General features: G+C 61.4%; 23 protein-coding genes. 9 read left to right on the plus strand and 14 right to left on the minus strand.

Annotated features, from left to right (window positions below; all coding sequences use genetic code 11):
- Positions 1-533: 533 nt before the first annotated feature.
- From ACNI65_RS06325 to ACNI65_RS06335, 3 genes are all read right to left on the minus strand, one after another.
- Positions 534-1,601: a hypothetical protein gene (locus ACNI65_RS06325; protein WP_416761860.1), complete on the minus strand. Its 1,068-nt coding sequence runs from the start codon at positions 1,599-1,601 to the stop codon at positions 534-536.
- Positions 1,602-2,744: 1,143 nt separating this feature from the next.
- Positions 2,745-2,936, minus strand: a complete 192-nt coding sequence (locus ACNI65_RS06330; RefSeq protein WP_416761861.1) for a hypothetical protein — start codon at positions 2,934-2,936, stop codon at positions 2,745-2,747.
- A gap of 145 nt (positions 2,937-3,081) precedes the next feature.
- A complete protein-coding gene (locus tag ACNI65_RS06335) occupies positions 3,082-3,450 on the minus strand; it encodes an H-NS family nucleoid-associated regulatory protein (protein ID WP_416761862.1) in 369 nt (122 codons plus the stop codon).
- Positions 3,451-3,452: 2 nt separating this feature from the next.
- Between ACNI65_RS06335 and ACNI65_RS06340 the strand changes: the two genes are divergently transcribed.
- Complete coding sequence (locus ACNI65_RS06340) at positions 3,453-3,689, plus strand: MerR family transcriptional regulator (RefSeq protein ID WP_416761863.1); 237 nt, start codon at positions 3,453-3,455, stop codon at positions 3,687-3,689.
- 66 nt (positions 3,690-3,755) lie between these two features.
- On the opposite strand, the gene ACNI65_RS06345 is transcribed toward ACNI65_RS06340, so the two are convergent.
- The 9 genes from ACNI65_RS06345 to ACNI65_RS06385 form a co-directional block, all read right to left on the minus strand.
- Positions 3,756-5,243 carry a patatin-like phospholipase family protein gene (locus ACNI65_RS06345; protein ID WP_416761865.1) on the minus strand — a complete coding sequence of 496 codons (1,488 nt, stop codon included), beginning with the start codon at positions 5,241-5,243 and terminating at the stop codon, positions 3,756-3,758.
- Positions 5,173-5,649: a hypothetical protein gene (locus tag ACNI65_RS06350; RefSeq protein ID WP_416761866.1), complete on the minus strand. Its 477-nt coding sequence runs from the start codon at positions 5,647-5,649 to the stop codon at positions 5,173-5,175. Before ACNI65_RS06350 ends, ACNI65_RS06345 begins: the two co-directional genes overlap by 71 nt.
- A 75-nt stretch (positions 5,650-5,724) precedes the next feature.
- Positions 5,725-6,588, minus strand: coding sequence for an alpha/beta fold hydrolase (locus ACNI65_RS06355; protein WP_416761867.1), 864 nt, complete (start codon positions 6,586-6,588; stop codon positions 5,725-5,727).
- Between the two features lie 97 nt (positions 6,589-6,685).
- The gene (locus ACNI65_RS06360; RefSeq protein WP_416761868.1) at positions 6,686-8,836 is read right to left on the minus strand and encodes a molybdopterin cofactor-binding domain-containing protein; all 2,151 of its coding nucleotides are present in this window, start codon (positions 8,834-8,836) and stop codon (positions 6,686-6,688) included.
- 2 nt (positions 8,837-8,838) lie between these two features.
- Positions 8,839-9,285, minus strand: coding sequence for a (2Fe-2S)-binding protein (locus ACNI65_RS06365; RefSeq protein WP_416761869.1), 447 nt, complete (start codon positions 9,283-9,285; stop codon positions 8,839-8,841).
- An 8-nt stretch (positions 9,286-9,293) separates the two neighbouring features.
- Entirely contained in the window at positions 9,294-9,917 is a 624-nt protein-coding gene (locus tag ACNI65_RS06370) for an isochorismatase family cysteine hydrolase (RefSeq protein ID WP_416761870.1), read from the minus strand.
- Between the two features lie 170 nt (positions 9,918-10,087).
- Positions 10,088-11,161: an HlyD family secretion protein gene (locus ACNI65_RS06375; protein WP_416761871.1), complete on the minus strand. Its 1,074-nt coding sequence runs from the start codon at positions 11,159-11,161 to the stop codon at positions 10,088-10,090.
- A gap of 10 nt (positions 11,162-11,171) precedes the next feature.
- On the minus strand, positions 11,172-12,650 hold the full coding sequence (locus tag ACNI65_RS06380) for a hypothetical protein (RefSeq protein ID WP_416761872.1): 1,479 nt from the start codon (positions 12,648-12,650) through the stop codon (positions 11,172-11,174).
- 208 nt (positions 12,651-12,858) lie between these two features.
- Positions 12,859-13,374, minus strand: a complete 516-nt coding sequence (locus tag ACNI65_RS06385; protein ID WP_416761874.1) for a hypothetical protein — start codon at positions 13,372-13,374, stop codon at positions 12,859-12,861.
- 242 nt (positions 13,375-13,616) lie between these two features.
- Between ACNI65_RS06385 and ACNI65_RS06390 the strand changes: the two genes are divergently transcribed.
- Positions 13,617-14,045 carry an OsmC family protein gene (locus ACNI65_RS06390; RefSeq protein ID WP_416761876.1) on the plus strand — a complete coding sequence of 143 codons (429 nt, stop codon included), beginning with the start codon at positions 13,617-13,619 and terminating at the stop codon, positions 14,043-14,045.
- On the opposite strand, the gene ACNI65_RS06395 is transcribed toward ACNI65_RS06390, so the two are convergent.
- Positions 14,042-16,909: a winged helix-turn-helix domain-containing protein gene (locus ACNI65_RS06395; protein WP_416761877.1), complete on the minus strand. Its 2,868-nt coding sequence runs from the start codon at positions 16,907-16,909 to the stop codon at positions 14,042-14,044. The two genes, ACNI65_RS06390 and ACNI65_RS06395, sit on opposite strands and share 4 nt — an antisense overlap.
- 129 nt (positions 16,910-17,038) lie before the next feature.
- On the opposite strand from ACNI65_RS06395, the gene ACNI65_RS06400 reads away from it, so the two are divergent.
- From ACNI65_RS06400 to ACNI65_RS06420, 5 genes are all read left to right on the plus strand, one after another.
- Positions 17,039-17,953: a tripartite tricarboxylate transporter substrate binding protein gene (locus ACNI65_RS06400; protein ID WP_416761878.1), complete on the plus strand. Its 915-nt coding sequence runs from the start codon at positions 17,039-17,041 to the stop codon at positions 17,951-17,953.
- A gap of 133 nt (positions 17,954-18,086) precedes the next feature.
- Positions 18,087-18,764, plus strand: coding sequence for a LuxR C-terminal-related transcriptional regulator (locus ACNI65_RS06405; protein ID WP_416761879.1), 678 nt, complete (start codon positions 18,087-18,089; stop codon positions 18,762-18,764).
- Positions 18,765-18,835: 71 nt separating this feature from the next.
- Positions 18,836-19,936: a hypothetical protein gene (locus ACNI65_RS06410; protein WP_416761880.1), complete on the plus strand. Its 1,101-nt coding sequence runs from the start codon at positions 18,836-18,838 to the stop codon at positions 19,934-19,936.
- A 100-nt stretch (positions 19,937-20,036) separates the two neighbouring features.
- The gene (locus ACNI65_RS06415) at positions 20,037-20,393 is read left to right on the plus strand and encodes a c-type cytochrome (RefSeq protein ID WP_416761881.1); all 357 of its coding nucleotides are present in this window, start codon (positions 20,037-20,039) and stop codon (positions 20,391-20,393) included.
- 11 nt (positions 20,394-20,404) lie between these two features.
- Complete coding sequence (locus ACNI65_RS06420) at positions 20,405-22,477, plus strand: PQQ-dependent dehydrogenase, methanol/ethanol family (RefSeq protein ID WP_416761882.1); 2,073 nt, start codon at positions 20,405-20,407, stop codon at positions 22,475-22,477.
- 21 nt (positions 22,478-22,498) lie between these two features.
- Here ACNI65_RS06420 and ACNI65_RS06425 read toward each other — a convergent pair whose 3' ends face one another.
- Complete coding sequence (locus ACNI65_RS06425) at positions 22,499-23,110, minus strand: TetR/AcrR family transcriptional regulator (protein WP_416761883.1); 612 nt, start codon at positions 23,108-23,110, stop codon at positions 22,499-22,501.
- A gap of 218 nt (positions 23,111-23,328) precedes the next feature.
- On the opposite strand from ACNI65_RS06425, the gene ACNI65_RS06430 reads away from it, so the two are divergent.
- Together ACNI65_RS06430 and ACNI65_RS06435 are read left to right on the plus strand one after the other, a co-directional pair.
- Entirely contained in the window at positions 23,329-24,114 is a 786-nt protein-coding gene (locus ACNI65_RS06430; protein ID WP_416761884.1) for an SDR family NAD(P)-dependent oxidoreductase, read from the plus strand.
- A 10-nt stretch (positions 24,115-24,124) separates the two neighbouring features.
- Entirely contained in the window at positions 24,125-25,537 is a 1,413-nt protein-coding gene (locus tag ACNI65_RS06435) for an efflux transporter outer membrane subunit (protein ID WP_416761885.1), read from the plus strand.
- Positions 25,538-25,684: the final 147 nt, after the last annotated feature.

The following is a 25,684-nucleotide window of genomic DNA, read 5'->3' on the forward strand; positions in this document are numbered from 1 at the left end:
AAGTCCTCAAACTTCGGACACGGCGAGTTGGCGACGCAATCCTGGGGGACCGCGTCCAGTACGTACTTCTTGTCTCCAAGGACAAGGGCGCCATTGTTCGCGTTTTTCCAGCTGCTTGAGACGAGGAGCTCCGACCTCTTTCTAAAGGTGGCTTGGTCCGAGGGGTCGCCTAGTCGGCCTGCGTTGCTTGCAATCCGGCCCACTTCCGCAGCAATCTCCGCCCACATCGTGTCAGGGTTGCCCCTGCGCGCGCGCCTGCGCCTCGAGACCTATCGCATCAAGAGCTTTGACGATGCCTTTCGTGGACGGCGGCGGAGTCTCCAGAGCCGTTGCCACCTCCTTGGTGAGTGGGTACGGGTCACGAGTAGCGTCTCCAACGCAGAACTTCAGCGCGATGAGGCGAGCTTGGTAGTCCGCAACCGCCTCGCTGGGCGTAGGAACCGGACAAGGCGTACCAGCAGCCTGCGAAGCATTTCCGCAGACGAGCAGCAGGAGCGCAGCGCAGGTAGTAAAGATGTTGTTTGCTCTCTTCATCATGCGTCTCCGTCGGGGCTCTTCGACTGGGAATCAAGTGCAAGGGCGCGGAAGGCCTGAACCAGAGCCAGCTGGTCAATCAGGTTCGGACTGAGCTTGAGCAAGAGCGCGCCCAGCGTCTGTTGAGCTTGGTGCTTGAAGATGTCGTCCCGCTTTTTCCGCCAATCTTCGATTGCCTGCTCTTCGACCGGCTTGCTGATGGCGTTCGAGCTGACCAGATGACGGAGTATTGGGATGTGTACGCTCGGATGCCCTAGATAGTGGGATAGGGAGTGCACGTTCAGCTCTTGCACGTCGGTCTCCTTGAGCCAGACGTCCAGATAGGTGCTGTCCTTCATGCCCGGGTCAAACCAAGCCGTGGGAGGGTCGAAGGGCCGAAGCCTCGCCACGGGGTCTAGGCGGTGCCCGAAGTTGGCCATCTTGAAACACCATCCCCTGTCTGAAGCAAGGTTGGGAGCCACTTCCGGTCGATAGATGTCAGGCCCGCGTTGCCACAGTGCTGCCGCGGTGTTCGCAATCATGAACACGTTGTCTGGGCGCGACGCTGGGGGCAGCGGCTTCTTGCTGCTCAGATTTGCATGAAATGCCTCATACGCAACGACCGTTCCCAGCGAATGGGCGATGAGGCTATATCTGAAGCTCGGGTCGGTCTTGCTCCCCCCTGCATAGACCTTGCCCACCGTGTCGATGACCGTGAGCATCACCTCGTCGCTGATTTGTCGGCAGAAGCGGTACAGCGCGACATCGAGCACATGGGTTCTCAAGAGGCCGTCTCCTACAGGTGCGCCTGCAAGCTTTATCAAGTCGCTCGCGATTCCCTTGCTTATTCCAAGGGCGGTTGCGGCCGCAGCTGCGCTGGAGGAGTTCTTCTTCCAAATTTCTCGCCACTTCTCGAAGACGGTGTTGTAGTTGACCTCGTGGATTTGAAATTCGTCGGCGACAGGCGCTGTGTCTTTGTAGCCCTTGAAGAACCCCTTCAGCTGAGCCTGGACGCTTGGGTCACCGTTCTGGGACCACTTGTCTTTGAAGTCACCCATCCCGTGGATGAGGAATATGTGGTGTGCCATCTCGCTTCCCTGTCGCGACGTTTGGGTCGGCGATGTTACGGATGCGCGATGACATCGTCGTCAGCAATCTTGTGGACTTCCCGATGAGGTGGCACGTCGCTTCTAGCGGGATATCAGGGCCATACGGCTTTGCGCTAACGTTGGTTGGGTGACTCATCAAACCTGATGATTTCGCTGCTAGACCGTCAACTCAGAACTTCTGCGTCGAGGTGCCGACCATCTGCTCGGCAGGCGACGTGGCGCCGCCGCCCTGGGGTTAGCAGGTAAGTGGCACAGACCTGGGAGGTCTGCGATGTCGACTGGGCTGGAGCGCAGTTTCTCGGTCGCATACACGGGGGTGCTGGTACCTGACGGCCCAACACAGCGACATGTCGCTACTGCTTTGGGTCGGACTGGGACTGGTGGCCTTCGGACTGCTTCAGGCCGCCTACCAATGGTGGCGCAAAGAGCAGGAGGCACGCGCGCCCATCGCGCCACGTCTGCGGCCGCCGCAGCGCGCACGAAGTCCGAAGCTGCCGCGCCAGAGTGAGGCCCCCATTTCCCGTGGCGGCTACTCTTGGCTGAGGTTGCTGTTGGACTATTTCGCGAAGCAGGACTCGGATGACGGATAGGTTGAACTGTTCAGCGCCCGGGTGCTACGCATCGAGGCGCGTGGTGTGCTCATTGGCGGCGAGGAGGACTTTTGGAACCTAATGATTTGTAGCACCTACCGCCAAGCGCTGTGGGCATGGCCGAGCCCGCCAGACATGCCGGAGCCGCCGCCGGCCACGGGTGTGCGCAGTCCAGAGGTTCGCAAGCTGCTTGAGGCTTTGGATGCGATGGCTTGAACTGCTTGACGGCTTGATGGTGAAAGGCTACAGCTTGGCGGAAGGCTAGTTGCGGGTCATCGCTGCGAAGGCGTCGAGCGCCGCCCATTCGGCCGCCTCCGTTGAATCGTAATCCCCTGGGACTCGATAGCGAATGGGAGGGCCCACCTCCGATGGGGGCGTCAAAGTGAGGACGGCAGCGAACTTGCCCGAGGGCATTCGCTCCGCCGCTATATCTGCGGACCAGTCTTCGTCGAGAAGCACTTGTCACTCCTGAAGTGTGCTCGCCAAGGGCGGCAAAGGTCTCCAGAACCAAGAGTCGGAAGGGCCCTTGCCACTACAAACTTCGGCCGATGCGAGCCACCCCGGTCTTGATAGCGCGGTGACCGGCTCCGCTTTGCAGGTCGTAGCCTTGTTCAACCAAGGCAAGTATCAAGCAACGAACGGCGATGCCGGACGCCTCCGACTTGCTTCCGAGGTCGTCGCCCGGCACATAGAGTTCGCGTTCGAGCCTGTCGGTGCCCAGCATGAAGGTTAAGCACTGTGACCCAACAGACTGGACGGTCATGCCGAAGGGCAACTGCTGGGTCCATGGAGGTGAGAGGGGACTGACCATTTCTATGAATAGTCAGTCGCGTTTATCTGCTGGCAGCTCTCTCCTTAATGGGGCGGCGTTAGACAGTCTTGATAAGGAGGTTTTCTGCGGTCTTCCCTGCTTCCAATGCCTGGACGAACCAACTCGGGCACTTGCCTTGGCCCGTCCACGTCTTCGCGCCGCCGTCGCTGTACTTCGGTACTCCGACCTTCTTTGCCGGCTTGGTGGCCTTGCCGCGGCGTTTGGGCGATGGCTTGGTCGATGCAACCTCCGCTGCACCAGGATTGACCAGCAACTCCTCGGCGGTTTTGCCGGAGGCAGGTGCCTCGACGAACCAAGCAGGGCGCTTAAGGTGGTTTATCGGTCTTTGGTTTAGCCGTTGGCTGGGCACAAGGTGGCTGTGGGCACGGCAATCGCCGTGTAGTTTCTTAGTTCTAGCAGGAGCCACCCATGGCCATCTTTTCCGCGCCTTTCTCCATGGCGCAGGCCTGCGAATTCCTGGGCGTCACTGAGCTTCAAATTGAGGCCATGATTGCTCGTGGAGTCGTGTTACCCAGCCGTGGACGACGCTTCACCTACCAGGACTTGGTGCTTCTCAAGGCCGCGCAGCAGCTTACAGAGGCAGGCATCCCTGAGCATCGTCAAACATCGGCTCTCGTGGCGGTCCAGAACTCGTTGAGCCTGTAGCCGGTAGCCCTTGGACAGGACTGCCCGAAACGTGTGAGGCGCTCGAACGCAGACACCCTCGTGCGCTCAATGCAGTTGCTGCAGCAGATGCTGGTAGTCAGGAGACGACCGCAGTTGAATGCGGGCGTGTTGTCGCAGCGCTGAGACTTCCTCAGGAGTCAGCTGCAGCGTCGTAGGGATAGCCTGCAGCCTCTCGCTGAGCTCAGCGTCTCCCGCGGCAGTCAGATTCACTTCAATCACGAAGAACTGGATATCCGGAGCGAAGACGCTGTAGTCACTGCGCGCATGAGCGGAGCGAACCTCCTCCTTCCAATTATCGACGGTCGCTCTCATCTGGGTGAGGGCGGCCGAGGAGTTTCGGTTGATTGGGATGTCAGCCAGAGCTAGCGCAGTTCGCAGTGGACCGGGAACATGGGGGCTTCGGTCTTCGGGTGACCGGGCGCTGGTTTCTGCATTCACAACGATGAACACCATCCTTCGCAGTCCCCTATAGCCTGCGAACCTTGCGCCGTTGGCCAAACTGCCGAATTGGGCGATGTAGTCGGCCGCGCCGCGAGCGTTCACGTTGTCCGCGAGGCCTCCATCGATGAGGTGGATGAAGGGGCGCCGTAGCTCTCCCTTTCGCTGCTCTTTGTAGCCGTCCAGCTCCGCCAGCCGTCGGCTTTGGACGCCAAGGCGTGCCGCAGCCCGCTTGACAGTTGGCTCGCCACATCCGGCCTCGTTGGCATCAGCGCTGTGATTCCAAATGGTGATGGGGCTTAGCACCAGCGGCACGGCGCTCGATGCTGCAACAGCCCGAGCCAACTTGACTTGGCTAAGGTCGCTGCAGAGAAAGTCAAATTGGTCCTGAACGAACTCGAAGCGTCCGCCCGTCACCATGTCGGTGGCATAAATGACCGCGAAGGGCTTCCTCGGGGTCCTTGAGATGTCGCCGAAGGTCGCGCCCCGGTAGAGCCTCTGGTCGAGGAATCTTTCCAGGGCGTCGCTGCGACCAAAATTCGGCGAGGTGATGCGCCACAGGTTGGAGGGCCGAAGGAGGCGAGATTTGAAGTCGTCCTGAAGCGTGGCGCTCAGAAAGTCGGATTCGAACCGCTCGAGCGAATCAATGCCGTTCAGCGCGACGGCTGCGGTGAGCATGCTGCCACCGGAGACGCCCATGAGCACGTCGAGGTCGTCTATTAGGCGCTCGTGCTTCCCATCCCAGTGCACCCTCGTCGCCTTAAGCTCCTCCAGGACTCCGTATCCGAGGGTGGCCGCGCGCGCGCCTCCGCCGGAAACCGTGACCTGCATGAACATGTGGTCTTCGGGCTCCGTGTCGATGAAGCGCTGGAGGCGATACCCGACCTCTGGCTCCACCATCTTGATGGGCGGGTTGACCTCATAGTGAAGGGTGGAGCAGCCTGCCAGGGGCAGAATCGCCGCAGCAAGGAAGAGCTTGTTCGGTGGCAGCTTGCGTGTCTTCTCGCCCCGAAATGCTGTCGGTTCACACGAACGCCGCCAAAGGCGCGACCTCGCCGTGAAGAATGTGCTGCGAAGGAACGCGGTCAACGTCATGTTCTGCTTCTATACATTCCGTCGCGAGCCAGGTGTTGCCCCAGGCCTCTGAACGCAAGAGGCGATGGAGAACCGAGCTGGGGCGCGGCTCCAACTGCGTCTCAAACTCCGGCGAGTAGAGTTTGCAACCGACCCGAGCGGCGAACGTGCACAGGTCAAGTATGAAGTCGCCGGCGTAGAAGCTGGCATCAAGACGAATGTGAAGCTGGCACTCGTCGTCTTCATCCCAGACCAGCTCCAGCAGTGCTCCGTCCACGCTGGCGTAGACGTGCCAGCCTGTGGCGCGAACCGCGGGCCCCATGAATTCGCTTGCGAGCCAGACTTTGACCTGGCTGGCCATGACGCTTGTCAGGAGGAAGTCCTCTCGGCCATGGCAGAGGATGAGTTCGAAGAATCTCGTGCACATGGGGACCTCCTGAGGCGAGCGTTTTGTCGGGACTTCGGGCGGAGGGCTACTCACTCAGCCCGACTTCCAGTCCGTCTACTCGAGTGGCGTGGTCTCTACGAACGTAGCGATGTGGCGAGCCACGGCCTCGGGATACTGGTGCTGCGGTCCATGCCCAGAGGACGGGAACGTCAGCAGATGCAGGGTCGGGAGCACCTGGTTCAGGGCATACCAGTTCTCGACCGGGAAGATGATGTCGTGGTCACCGCCGATATGCAGGATGGGAATGTTGGTCGCCTTCATCGCGTCGAGAACCGGGTCCGCCGGGAACAAGGGGCTCTTCGGCTTATCACCGAGGTTCTCCTTGGCCCAGTCCAGCGGCACGGGGTTGCTGAGCCCTTCCTTGCGCTGGGCAATTCGGTCCACGGAACGCTTCGCCGCTGCACGGCTTTCGGCCGACTTGGGTTCGAAGAACAGGATGGTCTGGTCCTCCAGCGTGTAGTTGGGGATGACGGCCGTGTCGTAGAAGAGTTGCTCAGCGCCCTTCACATTCGGGCCTGCCGGAACTGTTCCGATAAGGACGGCATGGCTGATGCGCTGCGGGTGCGCGGCCACGACCACTTGAGCGGCCAAGCCGCCCAGCGACCAGCCGCTGATGACGGCGCGGCTGATGTCGAGCGCTTCGATGAGGTCAGCCGCATCCTGCGCCAAGCTCATCGGGTGCATGCTCTTCTCGCCAGTGGAGAGTCCGATGCCGCTGTAGTCGAACGTGATGACGCGGAAGCCGTTTGCGGCCAGCCCATCCAGGAAGGCCGGGTCCCAGATATCCATGTTGCCGCGGAAGCGCGCGCACAGCACGATGGGCGTGCCGGAGCCGATGGAGCGATACGCCAGGGTACGCCCCTTGGTCTCGACGCTCAGATTCGGGGCGTTTACTGCGGTGTATTGCGAAGCGGTCATGACTACCTCCTGATGAAATCACCCGCGAGACGACCGCGTTTCCGGGTGCGATGACGGACAACGCCCTGCTCGGGCAGGAAGTCCAATTTCGATGTGCTCAACTGGCTTTGAGCTGGGAGCCGATGGGCAGCGTTCGAATGCGCTTGCCGGTGGCAGCGAAGGCGGCGTTGACCACGCTCGGAATGGCTGCGGAAGTTCCAGGTTCACCGACGCCGCCTGGTGCCTCAGCGCTTGGAACGATGTGCACGTGGATTGCGGGAGCCTCGTTCATGCGCACCACGCGGTAATCGTGGAAATTGCTCTGCTCCACCCGACCAGCCGCTACCGTGATGTCTTGCCAGAGGACAGCCCCCAGCCCAAAAACGATGCCGCCCTCCATCTGGGCGGCTACCGTGCTGGGATTGATGGCAAAGCCGCAGTCCACGACGCAATCCACCTTGAGCACCTTGAGCTCGCCTTCCTTGTCGACTTCGACCAAAGAAACCTGCGCAACGTAAGTTCCGAAGGCGTGCATCAGTGCGACGCCGCGTCCCTGGCCAGTTGGCAGCGGGCTGCCCCATGCGGACTGCTTGGCAGCCAGCTCCAGGACGTTCCGCGCTCGCGGGTCTTTCGTCATTCCCAGGCGATATTCGACCGGGTCAACGCCGGCCGCCGCGGCAAGTTCGTCGACGAATCCTTCCACGACGAAACCGTTGTGGGTGGGACCCACGCCGCGCCAGAACGCAGTCCGAAGCGCGGCGGGCTCGACCCTCGTGTACTCCACCAGTTGTGAAGGAAAGGCGTAGGGCGTCTCGACAGCACCCTCGACGGCGTCTCGGTCCACTCCGTCCTTGAAGGCAGGCGGGAGGAAGCGGGCAATGATGGAGGACGCGGCAACGCGGTGTTTCCAAGCCTGCACCGCACCCTTCGAATCCGTCACCGCATTCAGCTGGTCGACGTAGTAGGGGCGGTACATATCCTGCTGCATGTCCTCCTCACGGGACCACACCACCTTCACGGGCGCCCGCACGTGCTTAGCGATTTCCGCCGCCTGAGCAATGAAGTCGACCTCCAGGCGGCGACCAAAACCGCCGCCCAGCAGTTGGTTGTTGATGGTGACCGCTTCTGGCCTGAGACCAAGCGCTGCAGCGACTACTGCACGTGCTCGGGTGGGCACCTGGGTACCGACCCAAACCTGCGCCACGCCGGGTCCGACGTCGACCGTGCAGTTCATCGGTTCCATCGTTGCGTGGGCCAAGAATGGCGCGTGGTACCTAGCGTCATGGCTCTTGCCGCCGGCGGACTTTGGCGCGGAGACGTCACCCACTTTGGCTGCGACTGCGCCAGGTGCCTGCACGGCTGCGTCGAGCGCGGCAATCATGTCAGCCGTGCCCACCGCCGTGTTGGGACCGTCCGACCAGCTCGGTGCCGCGGCTGTCAGGCCCTGCCGGGCGGCCCACGTGTTCCTCGCGACGACGGCCACCGCAGCGGTCAGTTGAACCACTTGCACGACGCCAGGGGTCTTGAGCGCGGCTTGTTCGTCGACTTTGCTGAGCTTGCCCCCTAGCACGGGGCTCGCCTGCACGCTTGCGTAGAGCATGCCGGGACGCTTCACGTCCATGCCAAAGACTGCTGAGCCATCAACCTTGATGCGGCTGTCGAGCCTTTTCAGACCCTTGCCGACCTGCCGGAAGTCTTTCGGGTCCTTGAGTGTGATGACCTTCGGAACCGGCAACTGAGCGGCCTCAGTCGCGAGTTCACCGTAGGACGCTTTGCGCCCGCTTGCCAAGTGTGTGACCGCGCCGTTTCGAGCGGTGAGTTGGTCGGCAGAGACGTTCCAGCGCCTCGCCGCAGCTTCCTTCAGCATCATGCGGGCGCATGCTCCAGCCTCTCGCATAGGGCGCCATGCGCCTCGGATGGACGTGGACCCGCCAGTCATCTGAAGACCACCGAACAGAGGTTCACCGTATCGGGAGTCATCGGCCGGAGCTTCTTCCAGCCGCACGGAGGACGCATCAACCTCAAGCTCCTCGGCGATGAGCTGAGCAAGCGCAGTGGAGATGCCTTGACCCATCTCCGCCTTCATCATTACCAGCACGACTTGGCCGGACGGCTCGATGCGGATGAATGCATTGGGAACGAATGCCCCTGCGACGGCGGCTGAGCCGGAACCGGTATAGGAGGTCGCGAGTACAAAGCCTCCGGCGGCAGACGCTGTGACCTGCAGGAAGGCTCTTCGCGAGAGCTGGGTGGGAGAAGACTTGTCCATGGTCAGGTCGATGCCGACTTAATGGCCCTGCGGATGCGCACGTAGGTGCCGCACCGGCAGATGTTTCCGGACATGGCGTCGTCGATGTCGCTGTCTTTCGGTTTGGGCTTCTCCGCGAGCAGAGCGCAGGCGGACATCACTTGACCTGATTGGCAGTAGCCGCACTGGACGACGTCTTCGTTCACCCAGGCTTGCTGGACACGTTGGCCGATAGCGGTGGCGCCGACGCCCTCGATGGTCGTCACCTGCTTGCCGGCGAGCGAGCCAATCGGCGTGATGCACGACCGGACAGCTTGACCGTCCACGTGCACCGTGCAGGCACCGCAAAGGCCCATCCCGCACCCAAACTTCGTGCCTGTCAGGCCGGCGACGTCTCGCAGAACCCAGAGAAGTGGCATCTCCTCAGGAACGTCCAGGTCGACGCTCTTGCTGTTCACCATGACTTTCATGGTGCCGCTCAGTTGGTGGCCATGGCAGCGATGACCGCTTCCGAAGTGAGGATGGCATGGGCATAGGTCGGCCCGTTGATTTCATGAGCCACCTTCATGGCCTCTTGAGAAAGTGCGGCCGTCGCATCCTTCACCAACGTCACGTGATAACCAAGCTCGACGCCGAACTTGCCGGTCGTTTCGATGCAAGTGTTGGCGATGAGGCCCACCAGAATCAGCTTCTCGATTCCATGCTGCCGCAATTGGATATCGAGGTCCGTATTTGCGAAGCCGCTGGAATTCCAGTGCTCCTTGACCATGATGTCCTCAGTCTGCGGCACGAAGTCCGGATGCCACTCGCCACCCCAGGTCCCCTCCTGGAAGATGAGGCGCTGGAAGCCCGCCAGCGTGTACGGCGACGGGCGCTTCCACATGCTCAGGTCCGAAGGGCGGAACCTGCGGTGGGGCACATAGATGACGCGGATGCCGGCTTCGCGGGCCGCATCCACGACCGCCCTCATGTTCTTGACGGTCCCCGTGGATTCAATGACCGCCTTGGCCAGCGGGAAGAGCTTGCCACCCTCCGAAATGAAGTCGTTGTAAGGGTCGACGAGCAGCAGTGCCGTGGTGGACGAGGCGTATGACTCAGACATGGGGTCGCTCCTGAAGGATTGCCACCTCGCGGAACTCGGATTGGCTCCTTGCTGGTGGCGAGCTTCAGCATCGACGTTCAACCCCGCTCGGTCATCGGTCTGGTGTTCCACTTAGTAGGGGTGCTTTGGCCCCCCTTTCGTCTCTCACCAAAGTTCTATGCGGCCGAGGCTCAACCTCTGGTGCGGACCTCAACGAGAACTGACATCCCCGGCCGCAGCCGTGCCAGGACCTCGGGCGATGCCTCAATTCCTATGCGCACCGGAACACGCTGAGGAATCTTGGTGAAGTTGCCGGTGGCGTTGTCCGTGCGCAGAACGGAGAACTCGGAACCGGTGGCTGGCGAAAGCTGTTCGACCTTCCCAGTTAAGGCAATGCCGGGAACGGCATCAACATGCAGCTCCGCAGCTTGCCCCTCGCGCATCTCAGCGGTCTGGGCCTCCTTGAAGTTCGCGATGACCCAGACTCTCCTCGGAACCAGAGACAACAGCTGGGCGCCGGGAGTGACGTACTGGCCCAGCTTGACGCCAATCTCCCCGGTTCGACCTGTTGCGGGGGCGCGTACTACGGTGTTTTCTAGGTCGATTTCCGCGAGCTTCACCGCTGCTTGTGCCGAGCGAATTCCTGCTTCAAGTGCTCGCCGATTGACCTTGACCGTCTCCAGGTCCTGCTGGGCGACGGCACGAGCCGCCCTTGACTGCTCGACCGCTGCGGCGGCCTGCAGTTGGCCCGCCTCGGCCGCTCGGAGAAAACCTTCGGATTGGTCACGCTCTCGAATAGAGATGGACCCGTCGCCGATGAGTGAATCCGCGCGCGCTTGGTCGGCACGTGTGCGGCTGAGCTGGGCCGCAGCATTCACCCCCTGAGCCCTTGCGGAGGTGACGGCAGCATCGGCACTGCGTATCGCGGCCTCTCGAGCCCGCATCGCCTGAGTCAGGTTGTCTAAGTTCGCCTTCGCCAGCTCCAGAGCGGCTTGAGCTTGCTCGAGTTTTTGTCGATAGTTGCGGTCGTCGAGACGGACCAGCGGTTGTCCCTTCTCGACCGGGCTGAAGTCGGAGACGAGCACTTCGGCGACATAGCCGTCCACTTTCGGAGCGATGACGGTGACGCTGCCGCGAAGATATGCGTTCTCAGTGCTGACTCTTCCGAATCCGAAGGGCGGGAGCCGCCAGGTGTAGAGCACCAGAAGAATGGCCGAAACCGCAACGGCTGCGATGGTGAGGGTGGTCCAATGGGTTCGCTTCACGATGTCGCCTTCAGTTGGTCGACGCAGGCGCGACTGCGGGAGTTGAGGCGCTGGTCGCCGACGAAGATGCTGCTTTGGCAGCCGCCGCGGCGACGCCGTGAGCAATTCGCCGCGCGCGCAGCATGAGGAAAGTGAACCACAGCAACATGCCGGTCCCGATGAGCGCTACTGCGTGAAAGAGGTCTACGTAGGCGAGCACCAGGGATTCCCGCTGGATAGATTGCGCGAGCAGAGATAGACCTTGGTGCAGCTGCTCGGAGCGGTCGCCGACCACGCGGGAGACGACTGAGGTGTAGGTGCGGAGCCGCGCGCCGACCGAAGGGTCGTCGACCCGAAGGTGTTGCCACAGCAGCTGCAAGTGATACTGCTGGCGCTCGTATACGTAGCTGCTGACCCACGCTGCTCCGATGAGACTTCCCATGAACTGAGCAAAACTAAACGCGGCAAGGAAGCTCACGATGTTGACGTTGCCCTCGCGAATCACAGGGCCGAAGCCTAGAAGGCAGGAGGCCGAGAAGAAGACCGCCAATGCAACCGCGAGCAGGGTCTGGCTGACGTAGAGCTGTTCCGGTCGGGTTAGCGCCGTAGCCTGCGCATCCATCAATCCGCTGATGACCACCAGGGCCGAGCCGAAGATGGCAAGCCAATATGGCCACCCCTTGATGGCAAACCAGATGGCCACGCCAAAGCCGAGCATGGTCCCAATCAGCACGTAGACGAAGAGCGCCTGCATCTGCTCGTTTGACTGGCCCAGAGCGGCCATCAGCCCGACAACACCAGTCGTCTGCTCGGAGAGAACAACGCGAAACAGGATGACCGACGCCATGAAGCGGAGCATGTAAGGACTGAAGGTCCAGCGCAGGTCAACCATCGGATTCGAGCGAGTCAGCTCGACGACCGCATACAGCGCAAGCAAGGCTATGCCAGCGACCAAGCACCAACCAAGCCAAGAAGCATCCGTCCACCAATGCGAACGCCCTTGCGAAACGACGATGCAGATGAGCGCCAGCCCGCCGGCGTACAAGGGCGCGGTGATTGCATCTGCGGGGCAGAACGCGTTGCGCTGCGGCATAGCGGGCAGCTTCACGACAGAGATGGCCGCCATACTGACCATGGCTAGCGCCACGTCGACGACGAATAGCCCATGCCATTGACCCATCTCCAGCAAATCTGTGGAGATGACCCGCGACAAAGGCATTCCGAGCTGCAACGTACCGAACCCCAGCAGCAAGCCGACAACGACCAACGGTCGGGGCATGGCTGCCATCATGTAGTACACGGCAAGGGTGCTCAGCGGCGCTGCGGCCAAACCTAGGGCGGCGCGCGCTGCAAGGGCCGTGGCTAGCGAGTTCGCATGGAGGTGGAGATAGCTTGCCGCAAGGAAGGCTAGAAGCCCGACAACCGCAAACGGGCGTAGACCGAAGTGCAGCCGAAACTTTGCCAGCAGCATCGTCGCGCTGAGCGCTGTTGCGAAGTACGCGGTCGTCAACCAGCCCGCCTCGGTGGCGGTGGCGCCTATAGAGCCTTGGATGTTGGACAGGTTTCCGCTGACCAGGTGAAGTCCGAGGCTTTGAGCTAGCCCGATGGTGAGCGAGGTGCCCGCGCACGCGAGCCGCCACCCTAGAGGCGCGTCCCCGCTGCCGGCCGAGGCAGCCGACGCAGCAGGAGACGTGGGTGCTGAAACACCCATTGCGACGTCAGGCGAGGGCCGCCGAGCGACGGACGCCGCGGTTCGCCTTGAGGCGCCGGACTTGATACACGACGCCGATGACGAAGAGAAGGAAGAACGCGCCTACAACCTTCTGCAGCGCCGGGTCCTCAGGGTTGGCAAAGAGCGGCTTGGCAGAAGGCAAGCGGGTGAAAGTCTCCGTGAGGGCCGGAATCATGTGCAGGAAGAAGGTGAACGTCAGGCTGACGGTCTCGACGTAGATTGAGGCGTTCCCAAACTTTCGCTTGTTGGCCAGCCAAGCGACGGCGAGCACGAGCAGGGTGAAGACGCCCAAAGCATGCGGTTTCCCGAACCCACCATGTCGGAAGAGAAAGAACCCGGTGACGCAGGTCAAGACCGTCATCCAGATGTACACACGGCCCGCGGTGGTCCCGGGCACGATGGCGCCGTCACGGAAGAAGTTGACAGCGCCGGCAATCACTGCAACCAGGCTGATAATGGTGTGAATGACGCCGAAGGGCGAGAGGGCGAGCGACGAGTCCATGGCTTTCTCCTGAGAGGTGCACCGCACTCTACGCAGCGGCTCCCGTTGTACGAGAGGCTGGGGACCATGGCAGGGGTAGAACTTTGGTTCTATGGTGAACTCGTCAATCTGTGCGAAGAAAACTGGACCTATAACTTTTGACTAGGATGAAATACACCGGAAAGTGTGATGTGAGCTTCTCGTGATGGGAGGACCCTGTAGAGCCATTTCGTACGTGGTACTTCACTACAGAGGAGAGCGCGATGAAGATTGTCAAGACAGGGTCGGTCGGTTGGTCCGGTGGCATCAAGGACGGCGCTGGAAGCGTTTCGACGAAGAGCGGTGCTTTGGCCGGGGTGCCGTACGGCTTCGGCAGCCGATTTGAGGGCGGTCCGGGAACCAACCCTGAGGAACTACTGGGCGCAGCCCATGCAGCCTGTTTCACGATGGCACTCTCGCTCATCCTCACGGAGGCGGGGCTGAAGCCAACCTCGCTAAAGACATCTGCCGATGTTGCGTTGGAGAAGGTTGGGGATGGCTTCGCCATCACGAGCATCCATCTCACGCTCCGTGGCGAGGTGCCCGGAATCGATAACGCGAAATTCATCGAGCTGGCGAACATGGCGAAGGTCGGTTGCCCGGTCTCCAAGGCGCTGAACACCGAAATCTCTCTGTCTGCTGAACTCGTTTAGCCGACAAGCGGTGCTGGACCGACCGGATACTCTTTCCAAAGCGGGTCGCCTGCCAGGAAGCGACTTGCTCGTTGCTCCTCCGAAGAGAGAGCGTCCGACTCCGTGAGATTGAAAGCTTCGACTACTTGCCCGAGCGCAGAGTTCTGCGGGGAAGCACATTCTTCCAAGGCGGCCAAGGACAGCGCAGCGCGCAGTTGCCATCCGTGCGCTCCCTGAATCCGCGCTAGGTCTATCGCTTGATGCAGCTGCTCGGAAACGGTCGCCTTAGATGAGCCGCTCGCGGCATTTCGAAGCGCTGCAACGCGAAGCACTTCGGGTCGGGCCCACTCACACTTTCCTCCCTCAGTGCGAGCTACCACCTCGGGAGAGCAATACCCAACGCCCAATGTCGCCAACATGTCTTTGTGGCTCGCGTTGAATCCAAACTCTGCGACCTCTGCGTCGGTGACGGCCTCCTTCAGACGGAGCTTTCGTAGCGCGAATTCGTAGAGGGTAGGCCAAAGTGACCAGAACGGCATGGCATTGCGCGTCGTGGCGTCGCGAAGCAGGGAGGTGTAATGCTCAGCCATTTCCAGCTTCCCCGCCCAAAGCATCACTGCGCACACGCCGTAGGAGAGAGCGTAGACAGGCGACTGCTTTCGGTCGGCCTCCATGGACTCCTGGTAAGCCTCCGCCGCAGCCTCAAGCGCCATCCGCGTCTTTCCGCTCAAGAACAGGATTCGCGACAAGTGGGTCAGGCTCGCGCTTCGGTGGTCCGATTGCTGCGGGTCGCCATGAAGAAGTCGCATTTCTACGCCGGCCATCGGAGCCAACGCCTTGCGCGCTTCGCCCAGGGCTTCGGGCTGCCGGCCCAGCAAGTGGCAGGATAGTGACCTCATGCGGTGGTAGACGAAGACCGCCTCCCGGTCGGACGCGCGCTCTGCGCGGGCTCGGAACTCCTCGCAAAAGCGCAGTGACGAAGCGTAGTCGCCGATGATGATGTCGCGGATGAAGTGCATCCAGGAGCTCTGCATGCGGAGAATCGGGCTGCCAGGCTGTTCAGCAAGCAAGTGCGCCCTCTGCAGACACTCGTCGAACTCCAGAGATGGGCCTTCGAGAATCGTTGCGACATGGGAATACGCGAGGGCAGTTCGCAGTTCTACGTCCACAGCGACGCTGGCTGCTGTTTGATGTCGAGCCGCCCATCGCAAGGCGCCAAGTGCTTCACTGAGAAGGCCGAGGTGGAACCAAAGGGGCGCCGAGTAGGCGACCAGCTCGACCAGATGCAGCCTCAATGACTCCCGGTCTCTGGCCCATTTGATTGCGGCGCGAACGTCGTCTATGCGGCCACCGTTGCGCTGGCGCCAAATGGTTGGATGAACGCGCGGGAGCGTCTTCTCCGCCGCGCACAAGGTGTCACGCAGCCACTTCAGATGTAGTTCTGAAATTGCCTCCTGCTCGCCTTCTCCGATGAGCCGCTCTTGACCGTAGGCTCGCGTCGTTGCAAGGAGGCGGTACGGTGCCGCTTCGTTGCGATGGTCGACTGAGACAAGCGACTTCGCTAGCAGTTCAGACAGAAGCTCTGGCACTCGATGCTCACCGCACGCTACGCCGACCGCGCAGACCGCCTCGAGAGAGAAGTTTCCGCGGAAGATGGAAAGGGCTCGGAGTAGCCGTTGCTCCTCCAAAGTCAGGAGGTCATAGCTCCAATCCAGCGCGGCTCGCAAGGTGCGGTGTCTTGGATGAGCCGAGCGACGGCCTTGTCCAAGCGATTCCAGTCGGTCACTCATACGAGCCACCAGCCCTGGAAGTCCCAACATGGAGAAGCGAGCCGCGATGAGTTCTATGGCCAGTGGAACCCCGTCCAGCTCACGACAAATCCAGGCCAGCGTTTCCACATCCGCATCAGAGAAGCTTGCATCGTCGGCCGACTGGCGAACTCGTTCGAGGAATAGCTGCACCGCGGGATAGAGCCTTGCTTCCTCAAGCGTAAGTTTCTCGCCTGGCTCAGGTGCTGGAAGGGGCGAGACACGATGAACCCACTCACCGCTGGCCCGGAGAGCCTCGCGACTAGTCGCGATGATTTGGACGCCTGGAGCGTGCGTCAAAACCTCTTCAGCTAGGGCCGATACGGCCTCGATGACGTGCTCGCAGTTGTCCAAGACAAGGAGTAGATTTCTGTCCTGCAACCCAGCCATGATGGCTTCACGAGGGTTGTCAGACAGAACTCGAATCCCTAGTGCTGCAGCGACCGCGCTATGTAGATGGCATGGGTCGGACAGCGGAGCCAAGTCTGCGAATCTGACGCCGTCATGGAAGCCGAGAGCCAACTGCGCGGCTGCCACCACGGCAATCGATGTCTTCCCGATGCCCGCTGGACCTACGAGCGTGACCAGGCGGCGCTCCGGCAATGCGTCTTGGAGCATCGCGACGTTGGACGACCTTCCGACGAGTTGCGTGATGCGGTGCGGGAGTGGAGCGCCGCCCTGGCGTAGCGACGCGAGGCCGACCATCCCGAGGACCTCGCCGGATGAGGGCGATGTGTCGACTCCGGCGTCGAAGTCGCCGCCGAGGGGCGCAACGAAGACGTAGCCCTGCAGCGGGATGGTCTGGATGTATCGGTGCGTCGCGTCTTCTTCAAGCGCCCGGCGCAGGGCGGTCATCTGTACTCGAAGGTTGTTTTCTTCAACAACCGTGTCCGGCCAAACTGCCTTCATCAGCGCCGCAGACGAAATGACGTTCCCCGGGTTGGAGACCAGCGCGATGAGGATGCTCATCGCCCGTGAACCGATGTTGACAGGAACTCCGTCGCGCAGCAGCAGACGCTGCTCGGGAATCAAGCGAAAGCGGCCAAAACCTAGCTGAGAGGGCTTAGTCTGATGCACCACTTTCTCCCGGTCCGGGCCTCTCACCATCGTTGCATGCGTTATTGCATGTCACCTATCATCCCATAAGACCTGAGACAGGCAATACCCCCTAGGCCAAGGATACGCATGCCCATCAGCAGAAGGAAGATGCTCCTCTCCATCGGGATAGGCTCAATCCACCCCTTACGGGAGAGTTTTGCCTCTCCCAGAGCATGTCATTTCGTCGTTCCTTACACGACGGGAGGCATCATGGATGTAACGGGACGGATGCTTGCGCCATATCTGGAGCACGCGCTCGCGGAGCAACTGTTGGTCGAGAACGTTCCGGGAGCCGCCGGCGTAATAGGACATCACCAGATGCTTACGATGGCTGAGCGCGTGGACGCCGCGTCGCTTGGGTCAGACAGTGACGCCATCTTGGCGCCGCTGGCGAACCCCTCGGCGCGAAGCATCACTGGCGCCGTGAAGCTGACAGGCGTCATTGGCAGTGGGCCGATGGCGCTTGTTGGGGCAGGTGATGTGACCCGAGTGGTTCGCATGTTGCGGGCCCGTGGTGAGCTCACCTGCGGAAACTACGGGGTCGACTCCAACTCACATCTGCTCGCCTCGGAGTTTGCTCGCCGTACAGGTGCGCGACTGACCCACGTGCCGTACAAGGGAATCGCTCCAGTGGTTCAGGATTTGGCAGGTGGCCATATCGACGTGGCGTTTCTGCCTTCCGCAGGTCTGCAACTCCATCTCGATGCTGGCCGAATTCGGTTGGTCGGACTCTGCTCGCCAGCGAGGTCTTCACAGTTTCTTGACGTGCCAACCGTCGGCGAGCTCTTCAGCATCGGAGACTTCAGCTACGAGACCTGGTCTGGATTGCTGGTGTCTCGAACTGCCCCAGCGTCCTTTGCTGAACGGTGCAACGCGGGAGTACGGGCGGCTCTTGCATCGGACGAGTTTCGACGCTCCATGGAGAAGCTTGGCGCGACGCTTGCCGCTCCGATGTCCATCGCGGAGGCTGAGGACTACTTCCGACGGGCGGTGGCCTCGGCGCTGCTCCTGCGAGGTGGCTAAACGGCCCGCCGCTCAAGATTTGGCAAGCTTTAATTTGAGAACCGCTCTCGGCTCTAGCAGGATGAAAGTACAGAACGACAGATAACGCCGAGGTCCAAAAACGCTTCGGCCCTTTCAGGAGCAGGAGCGGACCATGAGCAAGCTTGCAGCATCTTCGGTCAGGGTGTTCATCGACTACCCAACCCATCCCGTCATCGCACTTGGACTCAAAGCTGCGTTGGACCGGGTTTTTGACTTCGACGTTCAGTCCCGGACCGACGATGCGCTCCGATGGGCCGGCGAGTTCGCTGACGTCGTCGTGACCGGTTACAGCGAGGAACTGCGTCCCAGCAAGCGCCTGAGAGCCGACGGCGGCCCGCCGAGCCGCATACTCGTTGTCGCGACTGACGAGAAGGAGCGCGAAATCCGCGGGGCCCTGCAACGCGGTGTGACCGGCTACGTCCTTCTGGGCTCGGAGTTGAATGAACTCTCCGATGCGATTCGCGCTGTCAACCGTGGTCAGAGCTATCTCAGCGCAACGGTCGCCAGGCGCATCGCGGAGAGCTTCACGCGCGAATCCCTAACGCCGCGCGAAAGCGAAGTCCTGCAGCTTCTTTCTGATGGCGCGTGCAACAAGCACATCGCGCAGCAGCTCGACATCGCCATCGGAACAGTCAAGGCGCATGTCAAATCCGTGATGGAAAAGCTCAGCGCAAACAGCCGAACACAGGCGGCGCGCATCGCGGCCAACCGCGGCCTCGTGGTGGACCGCATGCCAATTCTGAATGTTCCACGCGCTGCGGACGTCGGGCGCCAGAAAGCGTTGATGTAAGTCGGTTGCGGAAGGCTGACTAGTAGGTGAGCTAGCTCATGTTGGCCGGCGAATGAACGCTTCTGAAGACCATGCAGAACGGAAATGGCAAGGGAAAAAGTGAGTCGGCCGCAGTGCGGGGGGTCACTGAGCTCGAAGTCGCTGAACATCTTCGCGAGCCATCGGATGCGCTGGAGAGAATGCGAGAACAGCTGCGAAAGCGATGGACGGCGGCTCTCAGCCTCGGCAACTATGAGGCAGCCTTTGGTCTGAGTGAGCAGTTCCAAGACGTTGAACTGCTGTTGCCGCCAGAGCGTACGTGCGACAGCCACCACGGGATGGCTTCTGTCGCCCTACATCTGCTGGGTCGGCACAACGATGCCAGCAAGCGGGCTCAGCAGTTCCTCAGTGCCGCGGTGTCCGAACGCCGAGCCCGACCCACGGCATTCTCACTTGAACTGCAGGCCGCCACCCTGGCAACCGTTGCGAGGATTTCGTGGTTGCAGGGCTTCCCTGAACGAGCGCGCGAAGAGGCTGGCAGAGCGCTCGAACTGGGTGAGAGGTCCAAGCACGACCTCGCGCATTGTTGCGCTCTCACGCTCGCGGCGATTCCAATAGCCTGGTGGAATGGGAACTACGGCGAGGCGCGCGCGTTCGTCGAGCAGCTGAGCGAAAAACCGGTGCTTGGGACGCTCTGGTGCTCTACCGGCGCTGCATATCGAGCTGCCGTGGACAGCTCGTCGCATTCAGCCCTTGGGTGGGGGCAGGAACGGGCGCCGCTGACCGACAGCATTCCGATGCAGGAGATTCTTGCCACCCTTCATCCGCATCTCATCACAGAAGAGCTATTGGCGCGCAGCAGGACTCCCGGAAGTGGATGGGCGTCGTGCGAAATCATCCGAGCCCATGGTGAAATCACTGTCGCTCGATTGGGTGCGGAGGGCTTCGACGAGGCGGAGTACGCGTTCTTGCATGCCATGAACCGCGCACGCCTTCAGGGTGCTCGGAGCTGGAGGTTGAGGGCGGCGACCAGCCTCGCAAGGCTTTGGTTGCTACGCGGGCAGTTCGAAGACGCCCGTGTGCTTCTGGGTCGGCTTACGGACGAGTACACGGAAGGCTTTGACACCGCGGATGTCAACGCCGCTGGAAAGTTGCTTGCGGAGGCTCGCAGCCGTCATCGCGGAGAGAGGTGAAGCGGCGAATAGAACCAAAGTTCAATGCCGCCAGCCTGCCGCAGTCAGATGCAGGTCCAATCTTGGCGGGCGAGCATGGGCTCTTCACAAGGAGCCAGCCATGACTCAAATGTTCGTCTTCGCCAACCTCTTTCGTATCAAGGTCGGTTCGCTCGCAGCGAGCGCCGCGGTAGTGCTGCTGTTGGCGACTTCCGGTGAAGCCAGTGCAAGCGAAGCCCTCGCGAAGAAGTACGCCTGCGCCGCTTGCCACCAGGCGGACAAAAAGGTGGTGGGTCCGGCCTGGCGAGAGATTTCATCAAAGTACAGTGACGGGAAGGTTTCTGCGGACCAACTGGCGGCTTCCATCAAAAAGGGCAGTTCAGGCAAGTGGGGGCCAATGGCGATGCCACCGCAGGCGCAAGTTCCGGAGGCGGACCTCAAGGCGCTTGCCGTCTGGATTCTGGAGGGGGCCAAGTGAGTCCCCGGCTGTTGTTGGCTTCCGTCGCGGGTCTGCTGGTTCTCTGCGCGTCAGCCGTTGTTGATGTGTGCGCAGCCGACGCCCCAGCGGCTGTCGATGAAAAGCGGTTGGTTGCGGCAGACACCGAGCCGGGCAACTGGATGTCGCACGGCCGAACCTACAGTGAGCAACGATTTAGCCCCCTCAAGCAAGTGGACGTGGGAAACGTCTCGAGGCTAGGGCTGGCATGGTCGGTCGACCTGAATACGAACAAGGGTCAGGAAGCGACTCCGCTCGTTATTGATGGTGTGATGTACGTCTCCACGGCCTGGAGCATGGTCCAGGCATATGACGCAGGGACCGGCAAACAGCTCTGGGATTTCGACCCGCAGGTTCCGCGCGACACGCTCGTGAAGGGATGCTGCGACGCAGTCAACCGAGGTGTAGCGGCTTGGGGCGGCAAGGTCTTCGTGGGCACGCTGGACGGCCGGCTGATTGCGGTCGACGCCAAGTCGGGAAAGCAGGTCTGGTCCACCGTGACCGTCGACCAGTCCAAGCCGTACACCATCACCGGCGCCCCGCGCGTGGTGAAGGGGCTCGTGCTCATCGGGAACGGCGGCGGGGAGTTGGGGGTTCGGGGCTACATCAGCGCTTACGACGCTGCCACTGGTGAGATGCGCTGGCGCTTCTACACCGTACCGGGCAACCCCGCTCAAGGCTTTGAAAATGCGGCGATGAAGCGGGCGGCCGAGACTTGGACCGGTGAGTGGTGGAAGCTTGGAGGCGGTGGAACGGTCTGGGACTCTATGGCCTACGACCCCAAGCTCGACCTGCTCTACATCGGGGTGGGAAACGGGTCGCCTTGGAATCGAGCCATTCGTAGCCCAGGCGGCGGAGATAACTTGTTCCTGTCGTCCATCGTGGCTCTGCGGCCATCGACGGGCGAATATGTGTGGCACTACCAAGAGACGCCTGGTGAGAGTTGGGACTACACCGCAGCCCAGCACATCATCGTCGCAGACCTAAAGATTGACGGACGCATGCGCGAGGTGCTTCTCCATGCGCCCAAGAATGGCATCTTCTACGTCATCGACCGCCGCAACGGCCAGTTGGTCTCCGCCAAGCCGTTCGTGCCAGTGACCTGGACGCGTGGGGTCGATATGAAAACAGGGCGACCCATCGAGAACCCGGACATTCGCTTCGGCGAGACAGGTCGTCCGGTTGACATGATGCCGGGTCCGTTGGGCGCGCATAACTGGCAGCCGATGTCCTTCAACCCATCTGCGAGGCTGGTCTACATCCCTGCCCAGGAGGTAGGCACGAAGTACACACCTCAGCCGGACTTCAAGCCTTCCAGCATGGGATGGAACGTCGGTACGGCACCTGGACAGTCCAGTGCAACGGATGTGAAGGGGTACCTCCTAGCCTGGGACCCCGTTCGGCAAAGGGAGGCTTGGCGCGTTCCTTATGCTGGGCCATGGAACGGAGGAACTCTCACCACGGCGGGCAACCTCGTCTTTCAGGGAACAGCCGCAGGCGAGTTCGTGGCCTACAACGCGACCGACGGAAAGCGGCTATGGGCGGCGCCTACTCAAACTGGGGTGATGGCCGCACCGGTGACTTACCGGGTTGGAGCAAACCAGTTCGTGGCGGTTGTGGTCGGGTGGGGCGGTTCGTTCGCTATGACTGGCGGTAAGCGTGCCGCGATGTCCGGCAACATCCGGAACATCAGCCGCATCCTTGTTTACAAGCTTGGGGCTAAGCAAGAGCTGCCTCCCGCTGACCCGCTCCTGGCCCTAGAACTTAGCCCGCCGCCATCTCAAGCGTCGCACGAAGTCATCAACCGAGGCGGTGAACTCTTCGGCCGCTACTGCGTTGTTTGCCACGGCGCGGGCGCTGTCTCAGGAGGGGCCGTACGTGACCTTCGCGCCTCGGCTTTTCTTTCCAACCCAGTGTGGTTCGACGTCGTGCTTCGAGGCGCAATGAAGGAAATCGGCATGGCTGCGTTTGACCCGGTGCTCACGGAGGAAGACGCCTCGGCTATCCGGGAGTACGTCATTCACCGTGCCAACCAAGACAAGCAAGCTGCGACGTCACCTAAGTGACACCTTGAGGTTTCCTGCTTGTTACTTACGGCGGGAGGTGGGTTTGGTCTCGGGACCTCCCGCCGCCAGCTGGAGAGCGGAACGAACGCCTTCGTCCAAGATGGCGTCGGACGCCGGCTCGTCACCCATGAGGCGGGCAATTTGCATCACTCCCACCATCAGCCCGAAAATCACCGTTGCTCGGCGCCAGCGTTCAGCCTTCGGGACCGTCGCGGGGAGCTCTTCGAAAATTAGTTCAACGAAGACGTCCAAGCCTTCCAGGAAGCTTTCCTTGGAATCCGCTGGTCGGCGCGCCATCTCCGCGGTCAGGATGGAGAAAACGCAGCCGTTGTGAGGCGAGTCGCGGCGCGCATCTCGTAGATAAGCCCTCAGCAACCCTTCGAGACCGCCCACGCCCACCTGCTTCTGAGAAGCCAAATAGTCTGAGGTAGCGGCAACCGCTGATGCCACCGATTCCTTGACCAGGGCTTCTTTGGAGGGGAAGTAGCGGTAGAAGCCGCCATGGGTCAGACCGACGTCGGCCATGACGTCCGCGACGCTGACGCTGGCGATACCTTCTGTCCGAAATAGACGCGCAGCGGCGCTCAGAATCTGAGCGCGTGTTTCGTCTTTGTGGTCCTTCGAATAGCGCATGTGCTTTCCAGCCAGGTCGCTTGGGATGATAGCCGCCAGCGCATTGCCCCGTGTGCGCTCTTCGCGTCGTTGGCGCTCGGTACGTGTATCACCTTTGCCCAGTATTTCCGGGCTGCTTAGGACTCAACGATGTTCGGTACCGATTCCCGATTCCACTTCGGTTCTCCTTGAGGAGCATGCACCCATCGTTCACTCAAGGGTCCTGCGGGACATGCGTCATGGAAATCAAGGAACTTGCGGGCAAGCACGCGGTCATTACAGGCGGGAACAGCGGCATTGGCTACGCGACCGCCAAACTACTGGTCGCAGCAGGTGCGAGGGTCGTTATCACCGGACGCGACAAGGCCAAGCTGGGCGAGGCCGCGGCGACTCTGGGCGCCGGCGCCATCCCCGTTGAGTGCGACACCACCGATGCGGAATCGCTCGTCCACCTGGCCGAAAGCGTTAAATCATCGCTCGGAACCGTGGACATCCTCTTCGCAAACGCAGGTATCTCCGGTGGAACGCCACTGGGTAGCACCGAGTGGGAGGCCTTCGAGCGCATCATCGGGACCAACCTGACCGCTGTGTTCTTCACGGTGCAGTCCCTACTCCCTCTTCTGAACGAGGGCGCGTCGGTGGTCCTCAACAGCTCGGTGATGCGCGAAGTCGGCGGACCCGGTAGTTCTGCCTATGCAGCGTCGAAGGCTGGCGTGACGTCCATGGCAAAGGCGATGGCTTCAGAGCTCGCGCCGCGCGGAATCCGCGTCAACACCATCGTGCCAGGCGCCACCGAATCGCCCATCTGGAGCCGCGGTCAGCGGGCGGGCACGGACACGGTTGCGACGGAGCGATTCTTCTCTGCTCGAACCTTGGTGGGCCGCTTCAACGAGGTGGACGAGGTCGCGAAGGCCATCCTGTTCCTGGCGTCCCCGCTTTCTTCGGGTATGACCGCCGCCGAAATCGTCGTTGACGGTGGCTGCATCGGTGCTCCGTGGGGTTACCAAGCACTGCGGCCAGCCTGAGGCGAGAAGCGTGTCTAGCGAGAGCCGAATTCTTCTCGCATTCGCGGCTGCAGTGCTCGCGGGGTGCGCCAAGTACGTCCCGCCTGAACCACCACTGGTCCCGCCACCCGACCAATGGAGCAGGGCGACCGGTTCAGCCAGCGTGGACAGCCAGTGGTGGATGCGCTTCGGTGACCCCCAGCTCAACGGCTTGGTTGCCGAAGCTCTCGCCAAGAACGTCGACATCAGGCTTGCTGCGTCTCGGCTTCGCGAAGCTCGAGCAGTCGCCTCAATCCAAGGCGCATCTCAGCTTCCGACTCTGGACCTCGCGGCGACGGGCGCAAGGGCGAGAACCATCAGCCCAGTCAACGGACTGCCGTATGAGGCGACATCACACCAAACGCAGTTTCAGGCAAGCTACGAGCTTGATGTCTGGGGTCGCGTCGATGCTACCGTTGAAGGCGCGAAGGCGGCTACGTTGTCTGCCGCGGCACAGCGCGACGCAGTTGCGCTGTCCATTGTGGCGACCTTGGCCGACACGTACTTCTCGCTGCTCCGTGTCGATGCACAGCTAGCCATCGCTCGCCAGACTCTTGGCACGAGGGAACGAAGCTTGGCGTTGATGCGCTCTCGTGAGTTACGTGGCCAATCGAGCGCGCTGGAAAGGGCGCAGTCCGAGGCGGAGCTGCACAACACTGCTCAAGCAATCCCAGCGCTCACGCAGACGAGGCAGCGGCTGCTGGCAAGCCTCAACGTCCTTTTGATGCGTCCTCCGGGAGACATCAGGCGAGGGGTCTTAAAAGACCTGCTCATGAAGCCAGAGCTTCCCCCTGGAGGACTTCCTTCTGAGCTGCTGCGCCGTCGTCCTGACATCTACGCCGCCGAGGCCGACTTGATGGCCTCGGATGCTCAGCTCGCCGCGGCACGTGCCCAGTTGCTTCCTTCGCTGCGAATCACCGGAACTCTAGGTCGTGCAGGTAGCACCATTCTTCATAGCGGACCATTCACCGTTTGGAGTCTCGGCGGTAGCGTTCTTGCGCCCATCTTCAACGGTGGGCGCCTACGCGCGCAGGTGACGATAGCTGACACGCATCGAGAGCGTGCACTTTTTGTCTACGAGCGCGCGGTAATGTCCGCTTTCTCTGAGGTCGAGACTCAGCTTGGCGGTCTAGAGAACACTGAGGCTCAACTTTTGAGCGCAAGAGCAGAGGAGGCGGCCCTCAAAGACGCTCTCCGGATTGCGACGCGTCGATATCAGGCTGGATATGCGTCCTTCCTGGACCAATTGCTAGCTGAGCGGAATCTCTTCCTAGCCGAACAGAACGTAGCGGCTTTAAGCGCTGGTGTTTTCCAAGCGGAGGTCGCACTCTACAGAGCCCTAGGAGGCGGCTGGGAGGTTGGCAGAGCTACGGCCGAGACACTAGCAACTGGGCTGGTACCTTGAGGGCGTCGGGCATTGCGCTCTTCCTGGCGCACTTGGCTGTAGGTTGCCTGTGGGTAGGGGCTGCGAGAGAGGTCTTGAGGCAGCCCCAGCCAGCCACTGGTGCGCAGGTGGCGAGAGTGCAGTTGCCGCGCTCGGCCGCGAGTTCAG

The sequence above is a fragment of the Roseateles sp. So40a genome, from assembly GCF_048081605.1.
Classification (GTDB): Bacteria; Pseudomonadota; Gammaproteobacteria; order Burkholderiales; family Burkholderiaceae_C; genus Roseateles.